We start from the raw sequence: 23,277 nt of genomic DNA on the forward strand, positions 1-23,277 counted from the left end.
ACAAGCCCGGGCGTTATATGGAGGTGCAGTGGCAATCTTTACAGACCCCATCAGGGAGCACGCTGATTTCGGGCCTGGAGATGCTGAATGGCTGCACCTCCTGGTCGGCGACTGGCAGATGGTCGCCGACCTGGCGTTCGCGGACTTGGCCCTATGGTTTCCGCATCCGGAATTCGGTTACATCGCGCTTGCACACGTCAGGCCGTCGACGAGCCACACGGTGTTCCATGCGGACTTCGTCGGGGAAGGCATCCGCTCGGATCTGCAACCGATAGTCGACAAGGCGTGGTCCAGCCGTTCCATCGAACGCTCCAGTGAAACGAGCTGGAGCAGCGAGATGGCCCTGCGGGTTGAGGCAGTGCCCATGGTCAGGAATGGGCGGACCCTTGCCGTCGTCACGTCGCATATGGACCTTTCCAGTTCTCGGATGCCTTCACGCCTGGAGCTCACGTACAGGCAATGCGCCTACGATCTGCTCCGGATGGGAACGCTGGGCCTCTGGCCGGACTTCGCGTCACCGACGGGTTCGCGCCGTGGCGCTCCCCGAGTGGGTGACGGCCTGATCAGGCTCGACGCCGACGGCATCGTCCAGTACGCGAGTCCGAACGGTGTCTCCGCATTCCGCCGCCTCGGTGAGGTGGAAACCTTGGAAGGACGGTCCCTCGCGGAAGTAACCGCAGGACTCCTCAAGGACCGGCGGATGGTGGACGAGACGTTGCCGCTGGTCGTTACCGGTCGAATGCCGTGGCGGAGCGAAATCGAGTCCCGCGGTGTCAGTTTGTCGTTGCGCGCGATTCCGTTGCGCGACGAAAAGCATCGCTTCGGTGCCTTGGTACTGTGCCGCGACGTGTCCGAACTGCGACGCCGCGAGCTCGAACTGGTGACCAAGGACGCGACGATTCGTGAGATCCACCACCGCGTCAAAAACAACCTGCAGACGGTGGCGGCTTTGCTTCGCATGCAGTCGCGACGGATGGTCAGCGATGAAGCGAAGCAAGGCCTGGAACAGGCAATGCGGCGAGTGGCGACCATTGCGTTGGTTCACGAGACCCTTTCGCAGGGGCTCACCCAGAGCGTTGATTTCGATGAACTCATCGGTCGTCAGTTCCGGCTCTCGGCAGAAGTAGCGTCCCCTTCGCAGCACGTCCGGACCGAGCGCGCCGGCCTGTTCGGCGAATTGCCGAGTGACTTCGCCACGCCCCTTGCGCTGGTCATCAATGAACTCGTGACAAATGCCGTGGAACACGGCCTTGAAGGACGGGCCGGAACGGTATGGCTGATGGCCGATCGTTCCACGGGGGAGGGCGGCGATGAACTCCTGACCGTGACCATCGCCGATGATGGCGTCGGACTGCCCGAGGGCTCGTACACGGAGGGTCTAGGTCTTCAGATCGTGCGGACACTTGTCACGAGCGAATTGGGCGGCAGCATCCAGTGGAGGCCGCGCGACGGCGGTGGCACCGCCGTCGAGATCGTCCTGAACCTGGTGCGAAACTGACGCCTGCCGCCGACGGCGCTCCATGGGTAACCGCACAGACATACGAAGATGGCCCGGACCTTTCGGTCCGGGCCATCTTCGTATGTTCTCTTTGCCTCAGGCGCCGTGCTTTGTTGGTCCCGGACGCTTAGGAAGCGCGGCGGGCCCGGGCGGCGCGGCGCTTGAGGGCGCGTCGCTCGTCTTCGCTCATACCGCCCCAGACGCCAGCATCCTGGCCCGATTCAAGGGCCCACTGAAGGCATGTGTCCACGACGGGACAGCGACGGCAGACGCTCTTCGCTTCCTCGATCTGGAGAAGCGCAGGGCCGGTGTTGCCTACGGGGAAGAAAAGCTCCGGGTCCTTGTCAAGGCAGGCTGCGCGGTTACGCCAATCCATGCTGATCAGTCACTCCATTCGTGAGTACTAGTTAAGCCTTTTGTGAAAATATTCACGAGAGGCTTCATAGGAAAGGGGACCCATTGGGCCCCCTTGGTCGTCTGAGTCAAGCGTGTCATGTTAACGCCATGTAAACAAGGGGTTCAAGCGTTTGAAACCGTGAGCGATGCATCACATTGGCTACCGGTCTACTCACAGGTATTCGACTATGTCCGGTAGTGTGCCAGTGTGTCAAGACCCCCTCTGAACCCTAACCATGACCCCGCAGCGCCCGGCGACGACGGCCAGGGGACCGGCAGCGACGATCTTGGCCGGGCATCCGGTGGAGGACCGCGTCCTGTAGGAATCGTTGTTGTTTCGATTGTTGTTGTGCTGGAAGCCCTCGCACTACTGACCGCCGGGGTCCTGTATATATACGAACTCGTCACTGGGGCTCCGGTGGCCTCTTTCTGGGGAGCCGTATTTACACTGGGCCTTCTGCTGGCCTTTTCTGCATTGTTGTTTGCCGTGGGGCACTTCCTGTTCCGTGGCTACCGTTGGACCCGGGCACCTGCGTTGGTTGCCCAGCTGTTCGCCCTGACGATCGGGTTTCCCACCATGACCGCAGGGCTGGTTCTCGCCGGTCTTGCGATGCTGGTGCCGGCTTTGGCCGGGATCGTCTTCTTGTTCGACAAACGGGTCATTGCGTTTGCCTCCCGAACGGGCGGATCCCGCGCCGCACTCTAACTGTTCACCTGGGTACGGCTTGCTAGTCCGGAGCGGCGATCTGGAGGGAGCGTGTTCGTCCATTCTCGATGAGGACAGCACGACCCGGTGGTGGCGCCTGTTCGACATCTACGCGCACCCCGAAGAAATCTCCAGCGGCAGGCGGCCCGTTGCCGAGGAGAATTCCGCTTCCGTGGTTTCGGGCCAGGGAAGCAAGGGGCGTCCGATGCAGAAGGGCAGGGTTGCCCGCAGTCGCCACCACTGAGAAACCCATACCGGGAAGTTCAGCCAGGAGGATACCTGTTTCGGTGCTGACTCGTTCGGCGTCGTCCACGAGGGGGATGACTTCTGCTCCCACGATCCCGCGGCTTGCATCCCGGTGGAATTCGGCCCAAAAGGCATCAGGATCGGCCCCTTCCGGCGGTGTCCACCAATGATGGCCTGGATTGAGCATGGCCAATGCGGAGAGCAACGACGACTTGCCGGAACCCGGGGTACCGAGGACGAGGAGGACAGCTGAGCGCGGCAGCGTGATCCGAGCAGGTTCGTGTTCGTCCCCTCCAACCCCAAGGAGCACCGACCCCTGCGCACGAGTGCGGGAAATGGCGGCGGCTTCGGTTCGGCCATCCGCAGCGAGATCCGAAGCCCGGATGAATTGCGGCAAGGGATCCACCCGGAATGGGCGCCGTGCAGGCTCCGGGGGCACGCAGTACGGCCAGGCCGCATTTGGCGGGGCCGCCACGAGCTGCGCGACTGCTGTGTCAGCATCAAGCAGGTTGCCACTCACGACTGCCCGACCCTTCAGGGGCTTCATTGCCGCGAAACGAGGCCACGCCAACCGCCCTTCTTCCGTGGTCCCAGCGGGAAAGTATGCCCGGTTGGGGATTGACGCGAACATGCGCGACGCGGTCAGTTCGCGGTCACCCGTGATGAGAACAACCAGTCCTGACTTCGGCCCATCGCGGACGATGGCGTGGGCAAGGTCTTCGGCCCAGGCCAGTGGCCCGGAGCGCAACTCGGAGACCCACGAACCCCAGCTTGAAATGGCCAGCAGAAGGGGAACTTGTTCGACGACGGTTCCTGGGGATTGCCGCACCGATATCTCAGCTGCGAGCCTCTCCAGGATGCGGACTCCCCTTCTGATGTCGTTGGGGGAGGCAACGGCCCCCACGCGTCCCTGGGCAACCACATCGGTGAACGAACCGTCACCGTCGAGGACATAGAGATGGAGTTCGATGGCACTTCCGACCAGCTGTGCCATTGCTGCCCGACAGGTATCTTCAACTCCGCCTCCAGGAGCGCCAACGAGCCCAAGATTCCCGTGGACAAGCAGAGTCCAGCACAGGCCGGCAATTCGTTGTTGCGTGGGCAAATCGGCCAAGCCAAGGTATGCCGTAGGGCTTGCTGGCGTTCCGCTTGCCGCGTGCTTGCCCGTCGTTGCCGTCATGCCAAGGGATTCGTGAAAGGAGATGGACTCAGGGAGTGGATGTGTAACAGGTCTCCGGAGCGGTCTACACCCATGGATGTCCCAAACCCGGTTGATTGCATTGATAATGGGGCGGGCGGCTTCTGCAGGCGTTGCCACCGCAACAGGAGTCCCTGCGTCTGCGATTTCCGAGCAACCCTTGAAGCGGAGCGACCCCGCTGCCGGCCGGGCAATGGCGTTTGTGAGTGACGCCGGGGCTTTTTCGCCGCCCGAGAGGGTCGCTGACTGAAAGGGCTCGGGATCTTCCACTCCGCGAACCATATAGGCGCGGCCAGGCAGGGACACCGGAATCGATGCCGCTGCCGCCGAGTGGATGACGTCGCGGGATTCCATTTCGGATTGGACGCGAAGAGCAATGCTCGTGGTGACGTTGGCCCGGATGTCCGCGCTCAGTGCACCCTGCGGACGCTGTGTTGCCATGATCAGGTGAATGCCCAGAGACCGGCCCAGGGTGGCGATCCGCATCAATTCGGCCAAGGCATCCGGGGCGTCTTCAACAAGCATCCTGAATTCGTCGATCACGAGGACGAGCCGGGGCAGCACTGGAAATTGGCTTCTTCGTCCCGCCGCGGCCCCGCCCCCGATTCCTGCGGCTGCGGCCCAATATGCGGGCAAATCAGGGACGCCGGCCTTCGCTAGGATCGCTTCCCGCATCCGAACCTCGGCACGGAGGGACGAGAGGGTACGTTCGAGCTCGTGTTCACTGAGGTCCGTAAGCATTCCGACGCATTGCGGGAGGTCGAGCAATGGCCCGAGGCCCGAACCTCCCTTGAAATCAACAAACAGGAAGTTGACCCTGTCCGGGCCGTGGGTCAGCGAGATCGCGGAGACTATCGTGCGCAGAAGCTCCGACTTTCCCGATCCCGTCGTTCCAGCAACGAGGAGATGCGGGCCGTCCGAAACCAGGTCCAAAGACCGGGGACCGTCGGCGCCTTGCCCGATGACCGCGGATAGCCCTCCGCGTTCTGAAGAAGCGCTCCAGCGGGCAGCGATGCTTGAGGGCTCAGGGGGAAGCAGTTCGGTAAGCTGGCAGGTAGAGGGGACAAGCGGTGCTCTTTCAATCGACAGCCCGGGCACTCTTGCCGATGAGCGACAGTAGCGGTCGAAGACCGGGTGCGGCACAAGGTCAGGGTCAAACTCCGTTTCTGAAAGAAACGAGCGGAGGACTGCGCGTTTGTTCCAGAGCCCGACTGCGGAACCGCTTTCATCTCCGCCCGCGGTGCGTTGGAAGATTCTCCAGCCAGACTCGATCGCCGCCAGCCGGAGTGAGTCGACGCCGGTATCACGGTCGGGCCCCACCAGAAGCAGTACTCCCGGTCTATCCGCAAGCACGGAAAGAACAGCCGCGGCTGAAGAGGCGTCCGTGGTCAAAGTGACGCGGGGGAGGAACCGGGCGCTGGACGGCAATTGGGCGATCGGTCCGTGTACGAGGACAGGGACGTTGGCTGCGCCGGGAAAGGCCGCCAGCTGCATGAGCAGAAATCTGAACATTCCTTGCACCTTGGCTTCAGGTCCCGCGAAGGAAACGGCCTGGATAGAGGGATCCAGAACGACCGGAACCGGGCCCAACGGCGGTGGCTGGAAGCTTGGGTCCGCCGGTTCGAGTGCAACCCGGGCGTTCTGTGGAGTGGTGCCGAGCCGGAGCCAGACATCGTGACAGCCCACCGTTCCTTGTGTTGGGCCGGTTCCTTGCGCGGTGCCGGTTCTTGGCAGCATCGACCGCATTCGCCCGGGTCTTTCTGGGAGGAAAGCAGTTGAGCAGACGGCATGGGCGAGCTCCGCGGCGGACGGCGAGCACCGCCGTCGTCGGGCCCGGTCTTGTTCGACGGCCGCCGCGATCGCGGCAGCCAGAAGGCGGCGCTCACGTCTTCCCGAAATTGCCGGGGCCAGGACCGCGATGGCAGAAATTGCGGTGAAGCCGAGGAACATCCACATGCCAGTGGCCAGAGCCATTCCAACACCCAGCAAAAAGGGAAGCCCGGCCGTCAGAAGAAGTTGCGTGCGGCCGCCCGCATCGTGGCGCCGGGGGACCAGGATTGGCTCGGCGACGCCCAGGCCGGCTGCCCCAAGCGACTCCGATCCGTATTCTTCGTCGCCGAAAACCACTGACATGACAGAACCGCCACATCGGATCCTGGAGGCGGTTGAAAGAGGGGCGGAGCGGACTTTGCGTCCATCCACCACCGTTCCGTTCGCGCTCCCGTTGTCGCTGATGGTGACCGCTGTCTCGGAGATCGTCAGCACGGCGTGATCCCGGGAAACATCAGGATCGGGGAGGCAGATATCGGCGTTGCTCCGGCCGATCCTGTAATTGCCCCGTTCCAGCGGTATGACCAGTCCGGCGGCTGGTCCGGCGTGAACCAGCAAGGACAACGCTGCGGGATTGCGATCGCCATCACGGGTGTCTTGTGCCTCCGGATCGGGCCCGTCCACCAACACAGCTCCCGACACGAGCGGCGCCGAGCCAACCGTGAGGCCGCTGAGTGGCAGTCCATCAACTGCAAGTTTTCCAGTTCCGAACTCGGCCGCGACTACACCCTCGACGACGGCGCCCGGGGTGCCGTTGCCCGCGGCTATGGTCAGTTCGATCGGTTCACCTTGCCGTAACGCCCGTGGGGCCCGGACGAGGGTGCAATGGAATGTCACTGTGATCGCTCCTTCGGTTCGCGGGCCTGCTGTTCTTCCACGATATTTGCGAGGAGGACCGGGTGTTCCGGGGCAGTTGGCCTATGTGGAAAACGTTGCCCTGATTCGCGCGGGAAGGGACCGGCCCGAAAACCGGGCGCACCATCTCGGGTAGGCTTGACCTGCAGCCAATGCACACCATTGGGCTGCCCATATTCGAACCAGGAGATTTTGTGACCGCTGACCTCGTCATTGTCGGGTCAGGCTTTTTTGGCCTGACAATCGCAGAACAGGCAGCCACCGAGCTGGGCTTGAAGGTTGTTGTCATCGACCGCCGGCACCACGTCGGAGGCAACGCATATAGCGAAACGGAAGGGCAAACCGGCATCGAGGTGCACCGGTATGGCGCCCATCTGTTCCACACCTCGAATGAACGGGTATGGGAATACGTCAACCGGTTCACGACCTTCACCAACTACGTTCACAAGGTGTACGGCGTCCACAAGGGCGAGGTCTACTCGCTGCCCATCAACCTGGCAACCATCAACCAGTTCTTCAGGGCCAACCTGAAGCCCGGCGAAGCCCGGGCGCTCATTCAGGAGCAGGCGGGCGAACTTGCCGGAACCGATCCGCAGAACCTGAACGACAAGGGCATCCAGCTGATCGGCCGTCCGCTTTACGAGGCCTTCATCAAGCACTACACCGGCAAGCAGTGGCAGACAGATCCCAAGGACCTGCCGGCAGGGATCATCTCCCGGCTTCCCGTCCGCTACAACTACGACAACCGCTATTTCAACGACAAGTATGAGGGCCTTCCGACCAACGGATACACCGCATGGGTCAAGAAGATGGCCGAGCATCCGAACATCGACGTTCGCCTGAACACAGACTTCTTCGACGACTCGCATGAGTATTCGAAAGACAAGGTTGTCGGCAAGATTCCCGTCGTCTACACGGGCCCCGTAGACCGCTACTTCGACTTCGTTGCCGGAGACCTGTCTTGGCGCACCATCGATTTCGAAGAGGAAGTCCTGGAGATGGGCGACTTCCAAGGAACGTCCGTTGTGAACTACAACGACGACGACGTCCCGTTCACCAGGATCATCGAGCCGCGGCATTTCCACCCCGAGCGTGAATACCAGGCGGAGAAGACCGTGATCATGCGCGAGTTCTCTCGATTCGCCGAAAAGGGCGACGAGCCGTACTACCCGGTCAACACAGCCCTCGACAGGGAGAAGCTGCTAAAGTACCGGGATTTGGCGGCGGCTGAAGAGAACGTACTCTTCGGCGGGCGCCTTGGCACCTACAAGTACCTTGATATGCACATGGCCATCGGTTCGGCTTTGTCGATGTTTGATAACAGGATTCGTCCGCACTTCGAAAGCGGCACAGCAATTGAAAGCGGAGGAGTAGACGCGTGAGCAGCGAAATCAAGATGCAAGTATTGCAGCGGGTTATCCTGCCCGCTGATGACCAGCTGGACACAACTGCATTGTATGTCGACGCCGGCCCGGCGAACGGCATCCGCCTGCGCGAGAACGACGAGTTCGCAAGGAACCCCAAGTCGGCCGAGGAGAAACTTCACTTCGTCAGTTCGGGCGGCGAGGAGGTCCATTTTGAAGATGTGCTCTCAAGGAGTTCCGTAAGGCTCCGCGCCGGAGAACAGCTTTCCTTCGGAACGTACTTCAACGCGTTTCCTGCGAGCTATTGGCGGCGCTGGACGGACCTTCAAACGGTCCGCCTCGTTGTACGTACAACGGGCCACGGCACTGTCACTGTCTATAAGTCGAACGCGCGGGGCACTCTCCAGCGCGTTGATGGTGCGAGGGTCCAAGGCGCCGCTGTCACCGAATTCGAGCTCTCCCTCAAGCCCTTCGGCGACGGCGGGTGGTACTGGTTCGATCTTGCCTCCAGCCGTGAAGAACTGACGCTCGATTCAGCGGAATGGCAGGGCGCGGAGCGCGAGGGCAACCCCGGCAAGGTGACTCTTGAGATCACCACCATGAACAAGCCGGACTTCTGCCTCAACAACGCCAGGATTCTCTCGGAGCATCCCGAGGTGCTGGAGCACGTCCAGGAAATCCTCATTGTCGACCAAGGAACCCAAAAGGTTGCCGAGCAGCCCGGCTTTGCCGAGGTGAAGTCCGCGCTCGGTGACAAGCTGCGGATCATCAACCAAGCCAATCTCGGCGGCTCGGGTGGCTTCTCCCGCGGCATGTATGAGGCCGTGGAGAACGGCAGCGACTACGCGCTCCTGTTGGATGACGACGTCGTCATCGAACCAGAGAGTATTGCGCGCCTGCTGACCTTCTCGGATCATTGCCGAAAGCCGACCATCGTGGGCGGCCACATGTTCGACCTCTATAGCCGCAGCGTCCTTCACACCTTTGGTGAAGTGGTGGACCCTTATCGATTCGTGCCTGCGATGCCCCATGCGGACATGGAGATGAGGCATGACTTCAGCGTCGCGAACCTTCGGCAGACGCCGTGGCTGCACCGGCGCGTCGACGTCGACTACAACGGCTGGTGGCTGTGCATGATCCCGACGGAAATCATCCGCGAGATCGGGCTGTCGCTTCCTGTCTTTATCAAGTGGGACGACGCCGAATACGGACTTCGCGCCCGTGAAGCCGGTTTTGCCACGGTTTCCTTGCCCGGCGCCGCGGTCTGGCATGTCTCCTGGATCGACAAGGACGACCTGGTTGGCTGGCAGGCCTATTTCCATGGCAGGAACCGCCTGATCACGACGCTCATCTACAGCCCCTATAAGAAGGGCGGGCGAGTTATCCGGGAGTCGTTCCAAGCGGACGTAAAGCATTTGGTTTCCATGCAGTACTTCACCGAACATTCACGGCTCGATGCTTTGAAGGATCTCTTCCTCGGGCCCGGGCATCTGCATGGCAATCTCGCCACGAAGCTCGGCGAGATCAATGCGTTGAAGTCCGACTATCCCGATGCGGAGATGCGCGAGAACGTCGATGATTTCCCGGCCCCGGCATTGGGTCGCGGGCCCTCCGGCCTCAACCCCATCGGACTTCCCAACAAGAAGGACCTTGTTAAATGGGGTGTCACCACGGTTGCCCGCCAGTTAGTGAAAAAGCCGGCAGCGGAATCAGCAGAGCGACCCCAAGGCTTCCTGGCTCACCGGGACAACAGATGGTTCCGCTTGGCGCACTATGACAGCGTCGTGGTCTCGAACGCCGATGGCACCGCGGCTTCCTGGTACAAACGCGACCCCGAGAAGCTCAAGGCGATGCTGGCGGAAGCAGGAAAGCTTCACGCCAATCTCTACCGGCAATGGGAGGAACTCTCGGAGCAGTACCGCAAGGCCCTGCCCGAGATCACCTCCATGGAAGCCTGGAAAAAGACGTTTGGCTTGGCCGACGAGGAAGGCCACTAGATGACTCAGCCCGTGACCGACTTGGTCCAACCGGGCCGCGGCCGCGGCATCGTAGACGTCTATAAACACAAGTTCCTGCTGCAGTTGCTGGTACGCAAGGAGATCAAGATCCGCTATCGCGGCTCCGTCCTGGGACTCCTGTGGTCCTATGTGAAGCCGCTGATGCAGTTCTTGATCTACTTCGTGGCTCTCGGAGTCTTCCTCGACATGCAGCGCGGAACACCCAACTACGCGATTTATCTCTTTGCAGGAATCGTTCTGGTCAATTTCTTCACGGAGTCGCTGGGCAACGCGACGCGCTCCATAGTGGACAACAGGGACCTTATCCGTAAGATCTACTTGCCGCGGGAGCTGTTCCCCGTCTCTACCGTGTGGGTTTCCGCTGCCCATTTGCTCCCCCAGGTGGTGGTCTTGCTCGGTGCCTGCCTGTTGACCGGATGGAGTCCCTCGGTCTGGCAGCTGCTGGCCGTCGTCGGAGCGTTTGTGCTGACAGCGATTCTTTCCACCGGCCTCGGCCTGCTTTTCGGTGCGGCCAACGTCTACTTCCGCGACTCCGAGAACATCGTGGACATGATCCTCATGATCGTCACGTGGGCCTCACCGGTCCTCTACGTGTGGCCGATGGTGCAGCGCGTCATGGGTCCCTGGTTCTTCTTGTACCAGCTGAATCCGGTGACCGTCGCGGTCGAAATCTTCCACTGGGCATTTTGGTCCCCCACGCTGAGCACCGCGCAATCCGGGTCGATTTCCATGCCACCGGACCTGATCACTATCTGGTTCCCGGCCGCCTTTGGCGTCGCTGCACTCGTCCTTGTGATTGGCCAGCTCGTCTTCATGAAGTTGTCTGTCCACTTTGCCCAGGAGCTCTGACATGTCTGTACCCGCGGGAGTCTCCGACAGTGTAGCTATCACTTGCCGGAATCTGCGCAAGAAGTTTGTGCTCCGTCATACGCGCAGCATGAAGGAAGCAATTGTCTGGTTGCTGACCGGGCGCAAAGGGGACCTTTCCAAGAAATTCGATGCGCTCAAGGATGTTTCCCTGGATGTGGAACAAGGCGAAACCGTGGCACTGCTCGGGCTTAACGGCTCAGGCAAGTCAACCCTCTTGAAACTCATTTCAGGCGTGCTCCAGCCGGACGAGGGCACCGTGTATACACGGGGAAGAGTGGCCGGGCTGATCGAAGTCGGAGCCGGTTTCCACCACGACCTCAGCGGACGCGACAACGTCTACCTCAATGGGGCAATCCTTGGGATGACCCAAAACCAGATCGATGAAATGTTCGACTCGATCGTCGAATTCTCCGAAATCGGAGAGTTCATCGACACTGAGGTCAAGTTCTATTCTTCGGGCATGTACCTGAAGTTGGCTTTCTCGATCGCGGTCCACACGGACCCCGAGGTCTTCCTCATAGACGAGATATTGGCTGTGGGCGACGAACCGTTCCAACGCAAATGCATCACCAAGATCAACGAATTGGCCGCGGCCGGCAAGACACTGTTCGTGGTGAGCCACGACTTGGATCTGGTCGCGTCTGTGTGCAAGCGTGGTGTGCTTTTGGAACACGGCGAGATCATCATGGACGGCGAAGTGCACGCGGTGGTGAAGGAATTACGACGGCGGTCGGCCGACTAGCCCTCCCCGCTCGTTCCGGCCTTGCACGGCTCCAGCCGTGCAAGGCTTAGTTGTTTCCGCAGGCCGTTATTTTGTAAAGCTTCGCATTTCCCTGGCTGTCTACCAGTTGAACTCCCGGGTTTTGATCCAGATGGGTTAGACCAGCCGGAGTGTGGTTGCCTCCATGGACTTCCAGCAATCCGAAGTCAAGGACGTAATAGGAATGCTGGCTCCGAACAGCCCTGCACACGGCGGGGTCCTTTGAGACTGTATCCAAGCGGTCGTATATCTCTTGGAGATCAGGGGAAACATAGCTGAGGATATGGAGCTGCGCAGACTTGCGATCACCGAGGGCATACGAAAGAGACGCTCCGGTGTAGGGATTCCCGATCAAGATCGCATCTTGGGGGACGTCATTGTGCAATCTTTGGAAGATTGCCAGCTCGTCGCTCGAAACCAAGGGGGAGTCCGCTGACAAGGCGTACTTTGACGCCGCTTGCTCAACTTCCTTGTTCACTCCACCCACTTGCCCGACGAGGACCGCTAGGACGACGAGAACGGCAGCCACAGCGTATTGAAGTGCAGTCCGCAGACCGGACCGGTGGATCCCAAGACCGCTCCCACGGAAAACCCGCTTGAACAGCTGGGATAGGAATGGGTTATGGCAGAGCCACTCGACGCCCACCGCAGCAAGCAAGACCGCGACAAGAGGCAGCAGAGCTGCAATACGGTAGCTGTCGTTGTACCAGACGCCTGTCAAAATACTCCGCGCCCTGGAAATGGGGAAACCGGAAACAACCACAAACAGCACCGTGAAAATCAGGAAGACGCCAGCGAGCCACCTGTACCGGACCCGCCCCGCTGCGGTCCAAAGGCCCAGCAGCGCCACGGGTGCCACCAACCAAGCGGCAGGCAAGTCCAACGGAGAGAAAACAATGGCTTCGCCGAGGGCTTGCGGGACCGTATGGTAAGGGCCCCAGAATGAAGCGTCTGACGGCGGCCTGAGGACGATCCAAAGAACAAGGAAAACTACGCCATAGCTGATCAAGGGGACCATGAACCTGACCCTCCCGATACGGAGCAAACCCCGTCTCCGGAGCTTGAAGGCCTTCCACGCAAGGACACCGACCATCGGGGCCGTCCATGTCAGCCAGGTCATGAAGGTGGTTGGATGCGCCACAACGAGCCCCGCGAGGCTCAACAAGAGCGCCAGGATCGCCGGGAGGTCCCGGGGAACCCATGCGGGGGAAACTCTGGAAAGTGCCGCGGCAAGGGCGATCGAACCCGGCAGGATACTGATCGACAGCAGATTGGGGTACAGGACGCCGAAGTCCATCATCAGGAGCGGGAATGCGCCAAGCGAGGCGGATGCCACGCCGGCCGCCAGGGCAACCGCGGACGAATGGCCAATGGTCCAACGGGCCGCCAAGAGGCAGCCCAGAGGCCAAAATACTGCCGCGAGGACTAAGCTCGTGAGGTTCACGGCGACCGGTACGTCCAGCGCGAAGGTGGAAGCGACCAACGTCGCCACCGCGTTCCAGCCCGCGGGATAGAAACCACCGCCGGTCATGTCGCCGATCGTCAGGGACGAGGCATTCCCGGTATCAAGGGCGTATTTGACGGAATTGAGATGAAAAACGGCGTCGTAGGTCTGCGAAAAATGCCCGGGGCCGCCGATGGCTTGCATGACCCTGGCGCCGATCACCACGAGCGCGAGAACACCGGCCACAAAGGGTGCTGACCGCCCCCAAAGTCCCGGCCTCGGCGTTTTCCCATGTCGGGGACGGGATCGGGAAACGTACCATGCGATCGTGCCGAGCGCGACGGCCACAATAGCGACCGGAAGCAAGGTGAACCGCACATGCAAAAAGGGGCTCAGCGTCGAAGCTATGACTATCACGCCTACCGACAGGGCAGGGGACAGCCCTAACGCGTCAAATCCTCGATAGCGCAATCCGAGTGCCACAAGCAGTCCGGGTGAAATCAGCAATAAGGCAGCACCGACCAACTGCGGCAGGACAGACCACCACACGGGCGGGGACTAGTCTTCCAGAAGGCCGTGGAGGTACGCTCCGTAACCACTCTTGATCAGCGGCTCGGCACGTGCGCGCAACTCGTCGTCCGAAAGGAAACCTTGGCGCCAGGCGATTTCCTCGGGAGCTCCGATCTTGAGGCCTTGGCGGTTCTCCACCGTGCGAATGAAATTCGACGCGTCGTTGAGGTCGTTGAAGGTCCCGGTATCGAGCCATGCCGTGCCCCGCGGAAGGATCTCGACATGGAGCTTTTCGTTCTGAAGATAAGTCCTGTTGATGTCCGTGATTTCGAGCTCGCCACGGGGTGAAGGCTTGAGGTTCTTCGCGATCTCCACAACATCGTTGTCATAGAAATACAGTCCGGGAACGGCATAGTGAGATTTGGGGTGCTCAGGCTTTTCCTCCAAGGAAATGGCTTTACCATCTTCATTGAATTCGACCACGCCGTAGGCCTTGGGATCTTTCACCCAATAACCAAAGACGGCACCGCCATCGATGTTTGCATGTTTCCGTAGCTGCGTTCCCATGCCCTGTCCGTAGAAGATATTGTCTCCCAGGACAAGGGCAACAGTTTCATTCCCGATATGTTCCTCACCCAGGATGAATGCTTGGGCGAGTCCATCGGGCGACGGCTGCTGGACATAGGAAATGTTCACGCCGAATTGGGAACCGTCGCCAAGCAGCCGTTGGAACTGTTCGGCGTCGTGGGGGGTGGTGATGATGAGAATATCGCGAATGCCCGCCAAAATGAGCGTGGAGAGGGGGTAGTAGATCATCGGCTTGTCATAAACCGGGACCAGCTGCTTGCTGATGCCGTGAGTAATCGGATGGAGACGAGAGCCGGTGCCACCGGCAAGAATGATTCCACGCATGGTCCCCATCATCCCTTACCTTAGAGTCCGCGGCAAAACCAGTGACTCGCCAATCGCTCCCGACTCAGCTCCTAGCCGAAGTGCGCCCTTCCACTCCGGCCGCGGACGCCGTCGATGGTTCCCCTCAACGCGGACCGGAGCCGGGCAGCGCGGCCGGGAGCCAATATCGTCACGAAAAGGAGGTGCCTCATGTCGAGCAACAAGCCGCCGGCAACCCACCCTGGATGTACCTTTGCGTATCGTCGGCCAACGAGAATCCTGTTTCGGAAGATGTAGTAATAGCGCCAGGAAGCAGCAATGCGAACTTTCAACGGACGATCCTGAAGTTTGATGTCCCTGCCCAGAATATTGGCATCGACCAAGGTTCCCAGCGAGTGGTCGAATTCTGCGTCCGCAAGTACGGTCGGAAGTCCGGCATCAAGGGCGCGGAAGTAGTATTCCGTGTCCACGAGGTCGATGAATAGGCCATCCCAGAAGTTGCCGATCGCGTCCAAGGTGGAAACCGGAATCAGCAGTCCGGATTGAATCGGTTCCCGTCCCAGCTGGATTCCGGATTTCGAACCGGCCTTCTTCACGGGATTGCCGTGGATACGGGCCGGGGAAACAAGGCCCGGGGTTATGCCTACGGCCTCAGCCGACTTGGCAGCCTCCAATAGCCGGTGAACGTATTCGGCGGTCAGCAGTGAATCCTGGTCGACGGTGATGATGTAGTCGATCGGCGTGGTGCGCGCCAAATCTATCCCCGCGTTCAACGCCGATGCGATTCCGGAGTTTTCCTCGAGCCGCAGCACCATGGCGCCGGCGTCCGCCGCGTCCTCGAAGATCCGGTCGAAACCGGGCCCGCCGCCGTCATCGACCACTACCACGGTGGTCAGTTGCCGTAGCAAAGACGCGACGTTGCGGACCAAGTGCGACGTCGGACGATAGGCGGTGACGACCGCGGCTACGTTGTTTAGCCGCTTCGACGGATCAATCTCGGGCGACAAGTCGAATTTCCTAGTTTCCAAGAGTATGCCTAAGGAGGGACCAGACAGCTGCGGGGCTGCCATGCAACGCCGCATTGGGCAGGAGCAAGAAAGCATGGGCCCGGGACGTCAGACGCAATGCTGCTGCCCTTGATGCCCTTCGCCACCCCTTCTTCCTGCAGAGCTCTGCCGCAAGTTCGAAGTAGCCGCGCTCCCCGGCAAAACGGGAGCCGTCCAGCAATTTGCTCGAGGAGGCACTGGCCGTGTGCCTGCGATATGCGAAACATACCTCCGGCTCGATGAGCAACTCAGCTCCGGCCAGGACCATGTCGATGATCAAGCCAAGATCCTGGATGACGTGGAGACCGTCGCGAAAATCGAAATTCCCGATCTTGTCCCGACGGAAAATCAGGGACGGCCAGTAGAGCCAGTCACCATGGAGCAGGCTGACTGCCAGTTTCTCGCCGCTGACCACCCTGGGCCGGGATCCGCGCGGCTTGACCAGGTGTTGCTTCACAAGATCCGCAATCGGCCGTGCGTTCTCCCCGGCCTCATTGATCACTTCCACGCCTGGCTGGATGATCCAGGCTTCCGGGAAATTCCGGTGCGCGCGAAGTGCGACATCAACGAAGTTCGGGAGCAGAATGTCGTCGCAACCCATGACCACAAGTGTGTCCTGCGTTGCGCGGGAGACACACGTGCGGAAGTTCGCCGTAATTCCTTCGTTGGTTTCCTTACGGACATAGGTAATGCGGGGATCGTTGATTTCTTCCAAGTACCGGCGGACCTCATCGCCCGGATAGGCGTCGTCCACAACGGTCAGGAGCCAATCGTCCGAATTCTGTGCGAGTACGCTGTCGACTGCCTGCCGCATGTAGTCAGGATCCCCCCAATAGGGGATGAAGATGTCAAGGGCCATTCGGTTCCTTACTTTGGGCCGGAAGGAGTGGAGGTGTCGTCTTCTGGGGTCTCGGCGGTTTGGAGGCGCTCAAGGAGGGTGCGCATGATCGCAACTTCCTCAGCCAGTGTCCTAGTCTCATCCTCAACGACCGAGATTTCCCAGGACAGGTGCAAACAGACTCCCAACAGCAGCAGGATGCTGATAATGAAGAGCAGGTTCGACGGAAGCTGCACGCCAACGAGTTCGGCAACGATTGTCAGTAAGCTCGGGAACGCGGCAAGGACCAAGGTTCCAATGCCCACCACGAGCCAAAGTGCCGCGTACTTCTCGCGAAGCTTCTTGCGCCGGAGCATTTCGAAAACGATCCCCACGATCGCCAGCGCCAGGAGGAAGGCCGCCAGATTTCCCATTAAGAAGCCTCCTGGGCCCATGTTGTTGATGCAGGTGGAATAACGGATTTCTTACGGGTAAGCGCGAAGAGAAGTGCGAAAGTGGAACGGCCGAGATAGATCGCCGCTTTGGCAGGATTGTGGCTCGGAGTTCCGCCTTGGCGCGGGCGCATCGCCACGGGGATCTGGGTTACTTTGCACCCGGAACGTATCGCCACGACCAGGGAGTCAATCGTGTCACCGAGGTACTCCGCGGGATAGTGGTCGAGATACTGGCTGATGGCGCGGTCGTTGGCAGCGCGAAATCCTGACGTCACATCGGTGAGACGCGTCTTTGCGAGGCCGGAGATGACTTTTGCGAGGAACTGCATCGCCCATTTCCGGGGGCCGCTCACCTTGTATTCGCCTTTGTCCGCGAATCGGGCGCCGATTGAGATGTCGGCGTGCTCCAGCCCGGCGAGCACCTCGCCGATGTTCCGTGGATCATGCTGCCCATCGGCGTCGACCTGGATCACCCGGCCGTAGCCGAGACGCTTCGCGTATTTGAAGCCGGCGCGCATAGCACCACCGACGCCCAGGTTGAAGGGAAGGTTCAAGACTGTCGCTCCGGCTTCGGTGGCAACTTCCGCGGTGGCGTCGGAGGAGCCATCGTTGACGACCAGCACGTCGTAAGGGCATCCGACACTGAGGACTTCGCGAACGGTGTCGCCTACCGACTCGGCTTCATTCCACGCAGGCATGATGACCAGGACCCGCGTTGAGTCATGATTTTCCATCGTTCTCCTATGTGTCATCGTGGCTGGATGCGGTTGAGAAGGTCCTGGCTGATGCGACCCTGCCGTCCGCGGCATGAATCGATGAGCCCCTCCCAGGCGGCGATCGCCAGGTACCGTCGATCCGGGCTGAACGCGAAACGCAGAAGTTGTGCTTTCGCGTCTTCCAGCATGCGCCGAATCACCCAGACCGGGTTGCGGCGCCAGTACCTGCGGGCGAGAGTGGTGCCGTTTCGCATGATGTAGTACATCCGGAAAGGCGAGTAGTAGTTGAAAGACAAATCGTTGCCGCGGAGGCGTAATGGCCGTCCAAGCACCTTTGCGGGGAGGCGCGCTCCGAGTCTGTGCCCGACTTCGCAGCCTGCCCCGATGAGGATGCTGTAGCCGGCTGCCCGGACTCGCGCGGTGAACTCGGAATCCACGCAGTCGATGAAAAATCCCGACTCGAAGTTGCCGACGTCGGCCAGGGTGGTCATCGGGATGAAGAAACCGGACTGCATGGGATCGAATGCTTCCGAAAATCCGTGGGATGTTCCGAGAACGGGTACCTGGTGCCCACTGAACGTCTCAGCGCTCACGAAGCCCACTTTTTGTCCCTCGGCCATGGCGCTGTCATAAGTGGCGAGCGCATTTGAGACGTAATCCGGGACCGGCAACGAGTCTTGGTCGAAGGTCAGCACGAAATCCGGGCGGCTGGTCGATTCCAGCTCTTCAAGCCCGCGGTTCAGAGCGGCCGCGATCCCGGAGTTGTTGTCCAGGCGCAGTATCTTCGTTCCGTTCCCGGCAAGGTGGTCAAAGATCAGCTCCGACGCCGGAGACGTACTGCAGTCATCGACGACAATGAGTTCGTCAACTTGCGTTGCAATGGATTCAGCGTTGGTGAGCAGTTCGTCGTCGGGGTTGAAAGCGGCGATCACCGCTGCGGTTCGTCTTTGTGGACTTTCAATCACGGAGATGATCCTACCCGTCCACACTTACGGGGAGCGCCTTGGCAGGCAGCAGCCTTGACGCGGGGACGAGAAGGCCGAAGAAGAGCAATGCCTCGCTGATCGCCATTCCTAGCGCCACACCCGGAACATTTGAGCCCAAGCCGGCCACTACCATGAACGCGACTCCCACAGCTGCCGACAGTCCCGTCCACAAAAGGACAGTTCGTTGACGTGCGGCGGGAATGAGGAGGTTCCTGATGAGCGGTGTCGAAGCTGAGAGGAAGAAGAAGGAAATCCCATAGAAGACCGACGTCGCGGTGTCGGCTTTGTTCGCCTCGCTGAACAAGATGGCAGAAGCCCACGGGCCCAGCAGGCCCAGGCCCAGCGCCCCGGCAGCCCCGAGCGCAAGGTGCGTCATCAGCGCAACTGTGTGGCGCCGTCGGGAGTCCTCCGGGTTTCCTTCCAGCGTCCAGCTTTGAAAAGTGTTGCCGACGGCCACCACACTGAAAAGGCCAAAGCGGTAGATGCTGTCCGCGGAGGCAAATCCGGCCGTCGCCGTCGCCAACGGCACCGTCGCCGTGGCTATTGGGACAGGGGATGAGGCGTAAGCGCTTCCGGCAAAATTGATCGCCGCAGTTCCTGTTTCGGGAACGATCTCGCGGATGGCATTCCCGGGGCGCCGGGGAAACCACGTCCCGCTTTCCCCGAACCGAAGCTGGAATGCCACCGAGGCCACAATGGTGGCAAACAGTGCGAGGACGCCGTAGATCCAAATCTGGCCGGTCGCAATAATGAATGGCACGCTGAGCAGTGCCGCGCAAAACCGGGGAAGAGTGTCATAAACGGCCAAAATCCGCGGTTGTCCTGTGCCGATACCGAACCAGGCCGGGGAAAAGCCGGTGAGGGCAGTGGCCCACGCCATGGTAATCGCGTCGAGGCGGTAACCGTCGTGCGCTACGAGGGCCACGATAATGCTCATGAGTGGAAAGACAGCAAGCGCAATGATGATGCGCGTTCGGATACTTCTTGAATAAAGCGACGCGCGGGCTTGGGGTGAGGGGCTTCGGGCGATGGCCACAGGGCCTGAAATATTCCAACTCCACAGAATGATCGTGGCGCCAAAAACCCCGATGGCCTGGCCGGAGGTGATGCTTGACCAACCAGCCGGTCCTGCGACACGGGCAATGACAGGCAGCAGGAGGAAAGGCAAGACCAGTGCGAGAAGCGGAAGCAGCGTGAATCCAGCGAGTCGAAGCAACACGGGTTTCATTACTGGTAGGTCCTATTGCTCGACGGCGTGACCTTACGATGATACGCGATGATGCCTGCCCGCTAACGTTCTGGTAACTCGCCTAGAGTGGTGGTCATGAACGATTCGACGACGCCGGACGGCCAGGCGATCCGGGTGAGTGTCTGCCTTGCGGCCTACAAGGGATCCCGATTCATTATGGAGCAGATTGACTCGATCCTTCGGGATCTTGGTCCCGACGATGAACTGGTAGTCGTGGACGACGCGTCGCCCGATGACACCGCCGAGATCGTGAAGGGCATTCGGGACCCACGGATCCGCTTTGTCGCTGCGTCAGTCAACAAGGGCTATGTCAGGACGTTTGAACAGGCCGTAGGAATGAGCCGGGGCGAATTCATCATGCTTTCCGACCAGGATGACGTATGGATTCCCGGGCGAGTGGAAATCATGCTGGATGCTCTGGCCGACAACAAGATCGTCGCCGGAAATTTCGACGTCCTCGGCGGCGGACCGAGGCCTTGGATTCCAAGGCTTCGTTCTTCCGACTCGGGGAGGCACCTGGCCAATCTGTTCGCGATCCTGATCGGGTACCGCGCCTACTACGGCTGCGCCATGGGCATTCGCCGGGATGCGCTCAATTACTTCGTGCCGATCCCGTCTTATGTGAACGAATCGCATGACCTTTGGCTGGCCATTTGCGGAAATGTTGCACGGTCCATCCGCCACCTTGACGAATCGACTGTGCTCCGACGTCTGCATGACGACAACCAGACACCCGCCGGGTGGCGTTCGCTGGTGAAAATCATCAAAGCACGCATGATGATCGTCCGTCTGATGTTCGAAGCGATGCGCCGAGTGCGCCCGGGGTCTTGACGGCCTTCACCTTGGGGTTCGGTAGGCTGTTCCCATGCAGAAACTTCTGGTTACCGGCGGTGCCGGCTTCATCGGTTCGAATTTTGTCCACTACGTCCTGGAGCACACTGAGGACAGTGTCACGGTTCTCGACAAACTAACCTACGCCGGCAACTTGGACTCCTTGAAGGGGCTGCCGGAGGAACGGTTCCAGTTCGTCCAGGGTGATATTTCGGACGCGGAGCTTGTGGATCGGCTGGTTGGAGACTGCGACGTCGTGGTCCACTATGCTGCCGAATCCCACAATGACAACTCGCTGCATGACCCGCGCCCGTTCCTGGATACAAACATCATCGGGACCTACACGCTCATCGAGGCTGCCCGGAAGCACGGCAAGCGATTCCACCACATCTCCACCGATGAGGTGTACGGCGACCTGGAATTGGACGACCCCGAGCGGTTCACGGAGGCGACGCCGTATAACCCGTCCAGCCCCTACTCTTCGACCAAGGCCGGGTCCGACCTGCTGGTGCGAGCCTGGGTGCGGTCGTTCGGGCTGCAGGCGACGATCAGCAACTGCTCCAACAATTACGGGCCGTACCAGCACGTGGAGAAGTTCATTCCACGCCAGATCACCAACGTGATCGACGGCATCCGCCCCAAGCTCTACGGCAAGGGTGAAAACGTCCGCGACTGGATCCACGCGAACGACCACTCCTCCGCCGTGCTTGCCATCATCGAAAAGGGCCGGATCGGCGAAACCTACCTGATCGGTGCCGATGGCGAGAAGAACAACAAAGACGTTGTTGAGCTCATCCTCAAGCACATGGGTCAGTCGCACGATGCGTACGACCACGTCGTTGACCGGCCGGGCCACGACCTCCGGTACGCGATCGATTCCAGCAAGCTCCGCGATGAGCTCGGCTGGCAGCCGCAATACTCCAACTTCGACGCCGGAATCGAAGCCACCATCGATTGGTACCGGGACAACGAGTCCTGGTGGCGCCCGCAGAAGGCAGCCACTGAAGCCAAGTACAAGGAACAGGGCCAGTAGACCATGTCGATCGAGTTTTCGAAGCCGCTCGCGGCCCGCGAAACGCCGATTCCCGGCGTTGTTCTCTATGATCTGCCGGTTCACGGCGACAACCGCGGCTGGTTCAAGGAGAACTGGCAACGGGAGAAAATGGTCGCCCTTGGACTGCCGGACTTCCGTCCTGTCCAGAACAACATCTCGTTCAACGAGAAGGCGGGCACAACGCGCGGCATTCACGCCGAGCCTTGGGATAAGTTCATTTCGGTAGCGACGGGCCGGATTTTCGGTGCCTGGGTCGACCTGCGTGAGGGTCCCTCTTTCGGGGCGGTCTTCACCGCGGAGCTTGATCCGAGCCAGGCCATCTTCATTCCGCGTGGTGTGGGCAACGCTTTCCAGACACTCGAGGACAACACGGCCTACACGTACCTTGTCAACGATCACTGGTCTGCGGACGCACAGAGCCAGTACACGTTCCTGAACCTGGCCGACGAAACGGCCGCCATCGACTGGCCCGTGCCGTTGGACCAGGCTGAGCTGTCCGACAAGGACAAAGCACACCCGCGCCTCGCCGAGGTCGAGCCGATGCCGTCCCGGAAGATCCTCGTGGTGGGTGCCGACGGCCAGCTCGGCAAGGCATTGCGTGGACTGTACGACGGCGACCCTTCGATTGAGTTCGCGGCAAGAGCCGACTTTGACTTGTCACAGGAGAAGTCGTTCGACGGGCGGAACTGGAAGAACTATTCCACGATCATCAATGCGGCTGCCTACACCGCGGTTGACGCCGCCGAGAGCCCCGAAGGCAGGGAAGCCGCCTGGGAGGTGAATGTCGCAGCCGTTGCGCGCCTCGCCAGGACCGCGATCGAACACGACCTGACGCTCGTCCATGTCTCGTCGGACTATGTCTTCGATGGATCGCGGGAGTCGCACGACGAAAACGAGCCGTTTACCCCGCTTGGCGTGTACGGTCAAACCAAAGCCGCCGGTGACGCCGTCGTCAGCGTGGTTCCGCGCCACTATATCGTGCGCACCAGTTGGGTGATTGGCGAAGGCAGCAACTTCGTCCGGACCATGGCTTCGCTCGCCGATCGCGGAATTAAGCCGAGCGTCGTCAACGACCAGATCGGGCGGCTCAGCTTCACGGAAGACATCGCTGCCGGAATCAGGCACCTGCTGGAGTCTCGCGCGCCGTACGGCGCGTACAACCTCAGCAACGACGGCGAACCTCAGTCGTGGGCGGACATTGCAGGAGACGTCTACGAGCTCCGCGGTGCCTCGGGAGACGATGTCACCGGCGTGAGCACCGACGAATATTTTGCGGGCAAGTCCGCAGCGCCGAGGCCGCTGAGGAGCATCCTCGACTTGAGCAAGATCAAGGACGCAGGGTTTGTTCCAGCGAGCAGTGCCGAGAGACTGACGGCCTACCTTCGGGGCTAGAGCGTGTCTCCTAAAGCGGCGAGCCAGATGGTGACCGCCCGGAGGACGGCTCCGCCGCGGTAGGTGAGTGCGAGTTTGTCGTATCGGGTGGCCAGGCCGCGCCATTGCTTGAAGGTGTTGAAGTTCCGCTCGACTACGTTGCGGC

The 23,277-nt window shown here is 60.6% G+C and carries 19 protein-coding genes; 9 read left to right on the top strand and 10 right to left on the bottom strand.

The features are described 5' to 3' along the window. Positions 1-28: 28 nt before the first annotated feature. A complete protein-coding gene (locus tag AB4Z38_RS01370) occupies positions 29-1,498 on the top strand; it encodes a sensor histidine kinase (protein ID WP_441428040.1) in 1,470 nt (489 codons plus the stop codon). 127 nt (positions 1,499-1,625) lie between these two features. Here AB4Z38_RS01370 and AB4Z38_RS01375 read toward each other — a convergent pair whose 3' ends face one another. Further along, the gene (locus AB4Z38_RS01375) at positions 1,626-1,874 is read right to left on the bottom strand and encodes a WhiB family transcriptional regulator (RefSeq protein WP_003804966.1); all 249 of its coding nucleotides are present in this window, start codon (positions 1,872-1,874) and stop codon (positions 1,626-1,628) included. Between the two features lie 228 nt (positions 1,875-2,102). Here AB4Z38_RS01375 and AB4Z38_RS01380 point away from each other — a divergent pair, with 228 nt between their 5' ends. Then, entirely contained in the window at positions 2,103-2,600 is a 498-nt protein-coding gene (locus AB4Z38_RS01380; protein WP_441428041.1) for a hypothetical protein, read from the top strand. A gap of 22 nt (positions 2,601-2,622) precedes the next feature. On the opposite strand, the gene AB4Z38_RS01385 is transcribed toward AB4Z38_RS01380, so the two are convergent. Then, positions 2,623-6,711, bottom strand: coding sequence for an FtsK/SpoIIIE domain-containing protein (locus AB4Z38_RS01385; RefSeq protein WP_441428042.1), 4,089 nt, complete (start codon positions 6,709-6,711; stop codon positions 2,623-2,625). A 212-nt stretch (positions 6,712-6,923) separates the two neighbouring features. Between AB4Z38_RS01385 and glf the strand changes: the two genes are divergently transcribed. Genes glf through AB4Z38_RS01405 form a run of 4 tightly spaced genes read left to right on the top strand, consistent with a single transcriptional unit; the run spans position 6,924 to position 11,723 of the window. Next, on the top strand, positions 6,924-8,111 hold the full coding sequence (gene glf / locus AB4Z38_RS01390) for a UDP-galactopyranose mutase (protein ID WP_441428043.1): 1,188 nt from the start codon (positions 6,924-6,926) through the stop codon (positions 8,109-8,111). Positions 8,112-8,125: 14 nt separating this feature from the next. Then, a complete protein-coding gene (locus AB4Z38_RS01395; protein WP_441428072.1) occupies positions 8,126-10,090 on the top strand; it encodes a glycosyltransferase in 1,965 nt (654 codons plus the stop codon). Continuing rightward, a complete protein-coding gene (locus AB4Z38_RS01400) occupies positions 10,091-10,960 on the top strand; it encodes an ABC transporter permease (protein ID WP_441428044.1) in 870 nt (289 codons plus the stop codon). It abuts the gene before it with no gap. Position 10,961: 1 nt separating this feature from the next. Then, on the top strand, positions 10,962-11,723 hold the full coding sequence (locus AB4Z38_RS01405) for an ABC transporter ATP-binding protein (protein WP_441428045.1): 762 nt from the start codon (positions 10,962-10,964) through the stop codon (positions 11,721-11,723). Positions 11,724-11,769: 46 nt separating this feature from the next. On the opposite strand, the gene AB4Z38_RS01410 is transcribed toward AB4Z38_RS01405, so the two are convergent. The 8 genes from AB4Z38_RS01410 to AB4Z38_RS01445 form a co-directional block, all read right to left on the bottom strand. Next, on the bottom strand, positions 11,770-13,734 hold the full coding sequence (locus tag AB4Z38_RS01410; RefSeq protein ID WP_441428046.1) for a DUF6541 family protein: 1,965 nt from the start codon (positions 13,732-13,734) through the stop codon (positions 11,770-11,772). A gap of 9 nt (positions 13,735-13,743) precedes the next feature. Continuing rightward, positions 13,744-14,607, bottom strand: coding sequence for a glucose-1-phosphate thymidylyltransferase RfbA (gene rfbA, locus AB4Z38_RS01415; protein ID WP_441428047.1), 864 nt, complete (start codon positions 14,605-14,607; stop codon positions 13,744-13,746). 71 nt (positions 14,608-14,678) lie between these two features. Further along, complete coding sequence (locus AB4Z38_RS01420) at positions 14,679-15,593, bottom strand: glycosyltransferase (protein ID WP_441428048.1); 915 nt, start codon at positions 15,591-15,593, stop codon at positions 14,679-14,681. A gap of 10 nt (positions 15,594-15,603) precedes the next feature. Then, on the bottom strand, positions 15,604-16,491 hold the full coding sequence (locus tag AB4Z38_RS01425) for a glycosyltransferase (protein WP_441428049.1): 888 nt from the start codon (positions 16,489-16,491) through the stop codon (positions 15,604-15,606). A gap of 8 nt (positions 16,492-16,499) precedes the next feature. After that, complete coding sequence (locus AB4Z38_RS01430; RefSeq protein WP_441428050.1) at positions 16,500-16,883, bottom strand: DUF2304 domain-containing protein; 384 nt, start codon at positions 16,881-16,883, stop codon at positions 16,500-16,502. Then, positions 16,883-17,638 carry a glycosyltransferase family 2 protein gene (locus AB4Z38_RS01435; RefSeq protein WP_441428051.1) on the bottom strand — a complete coding sequence of 252 codons (756 nt, stop codon included), beginning with the start codon at positions 17,636-17,638 and terminating at the stop codon, positions 16,883-16,885. The genes AB4Z38_RS01430 and AB4Z38_RS01435 overlap by 1 nt, the downstream gene beginning before the upstream one ends. Before the next feature lie 14 nt (positions 17,639-17,652). Continuing rightward, positions 17,653-18,585 carry a glycosyltransferase gene (locus AB4Z38_RS01440; RefSeq protein ID WP_441428052.1) on the bottom strand — a complete coding sequence of 311 codons (933 nt, stop codon included), beginning with the start codon at positions 18,583-18,585 and terminating at the stop codon, positions 17,653-17,655. Between the two features lie 10 nt (positions 18,586-18,595). Then, the gene (locus AB4Z38_RS01445; protein WP_441428053.1) at positions 18,596-19,834 is read right to left on the bottom strand and encodes a polysaccharide biosynthesis protein; all 1,239 of its coding nucleotides are present in this window, start codon (positions 19,832-19,834) and stop codon (positions 18,596-18,598) included. A 96-nt stretch (positions 19,835-19,930) separates the two neighbouring features. Here AB4Z38_RS01445 and AB4Z38_RS01450 point away from each other — a divergent pair, with 96 nt between their 5' ends. The 3 genes from AB4Z38_RS01450 to AB4Z38_RS01460 are packed head-to-tail and all read left to right on the top strand — an operon-like array spanning position 19,931 to position 23,132. Continuing rightward, complete coding sequence (locus AB4Z38_RS01450; RefSeq protein WP_441428054.1) at positions 19,931-20,686, top strand: glycosyltransferase; 756 nt, start codon at positions 19,931-19,933, stop codon at positions 20,684-20,686. 34 nt (positions 20,687-20,720) lie between these two features. Further along, positions 20,721-21,719: a dTDP-glucose 4,6-dehydratase gene (gene rfbB, locus AB4Z38_RS01455; protein ID WP_441428055.1), complete on the top strand. Its 999-nt coding sequence runs from the start codon at positions 20,721-20,723 to the stop codon at positions 21,717-21,719. A gap of 3 nt (positions 21,720-21,722) precedes the next feature. Then, positions 21,723-23,132 (top strand): sugar nucleotide-binding protein, encoded by a 1,410-nt coding sequence (locus AB4Z38_RS01460; protein WP_441428056.1) that lies wholly within the window; start codon positions 21,723-21,725, stop codon positions 23,130-23,132. Positions 23,133-23,277 lie beyond the last annotated feature (145 nt).

It is taken from the genome of Arthrobacter sp. 2RAF6, assembly GCF_052115205.1.
In the GTDB taxonomy this organism is placed as follows: domain Bacteria; phylum Actinomycetota; class Actinomycetes; order Actinomycetales; family Micrococcaceae; genus Arthrobacter.

Coding starts and splice junctions, on each gene's coding strand:
- AB4Z38_RS01375 (WP_003804966.1), bottom strand. CDS start 1,874: ATGGATTGGCGTAACCGCGCAGCCTGCCTTGACAAGGACCCGGAGCTT.
- AB4Z38_RS01395 (WP_441428072.1), top strand. CDS start 8,126: ATGCAAGTATTGCAGCGGGTTATCCTGCCCGCTGATGACCAGCTGGAC.
- AB4Z38_RS01400 (WP_441428044.1), top strand. CDS start 10,091: ATGACTCAGCCCGTGACCGACTTGGTCCAACCGGGCCGCGGCCGCGGC.
- AB4Z38_RS01405 (WP_441428045.1), top strand. CDS start 10,962: ATGTCTGTACCCGCGGGAGTCTCCGACAGTGTAGCTATCACTTGCCGG.
- rfbA (WP_441428047.1), bottom strand. CDS start 14,607: ATGCGTGGAATCATTCTTGCCGGTGGCACCGGCTCTCGTCTCCATCCG.
- AB4Z38_RS01425 (WP_441428049.1), bottom strand. CDS start 16,491: ATGGCCCTTGACATCTTCATCCCCTATTGGGGGGATCCTGACTACATG.
- AB4Z38_RS01430 (WP_441428050.1), bottom strand. CDS start 16,883: ATGGGAAATCTGGCGGCCTTCCTCCTGGCGCTGGCGATCGTGGGGATC.
- AB4Z38_RS01435 (WP_441428051.1), bottom strand. CDS start 17,638: ATGGAAAATCATGACTCAACGCGGGTCCTGGTCATCATGCCTGCGTGG.
- AB4Z38_RS01445 (WP_441428053.1), bottom strand. CDS start 19,834: ATGAAACCCGTGTTGCTTCGACTCGCTGGATTCACGCTGCTTCCGCTT.
- AB4Z38_RS01450 (WP_441428054.1), top strand. CDS start 19,931: ATGAACGATTCGACGACGCCGGACGGCCAGGCGATCCGGGTGAGTGTC.
- rfbB (WP_441428055.1), top strand. CDS start 20,721: ATGCAGAAACTTCTGGTTACCGGCGGTGCCGGCTTCATCGGTTCGAAT.
- AB4Z38_RS01460 (WP_441428056.1), top strand. CDS start 21,723: ATGTCGATCGAGTTTTCGAAGCCGCTCGCGGCCCGCGAAACGCCGATT.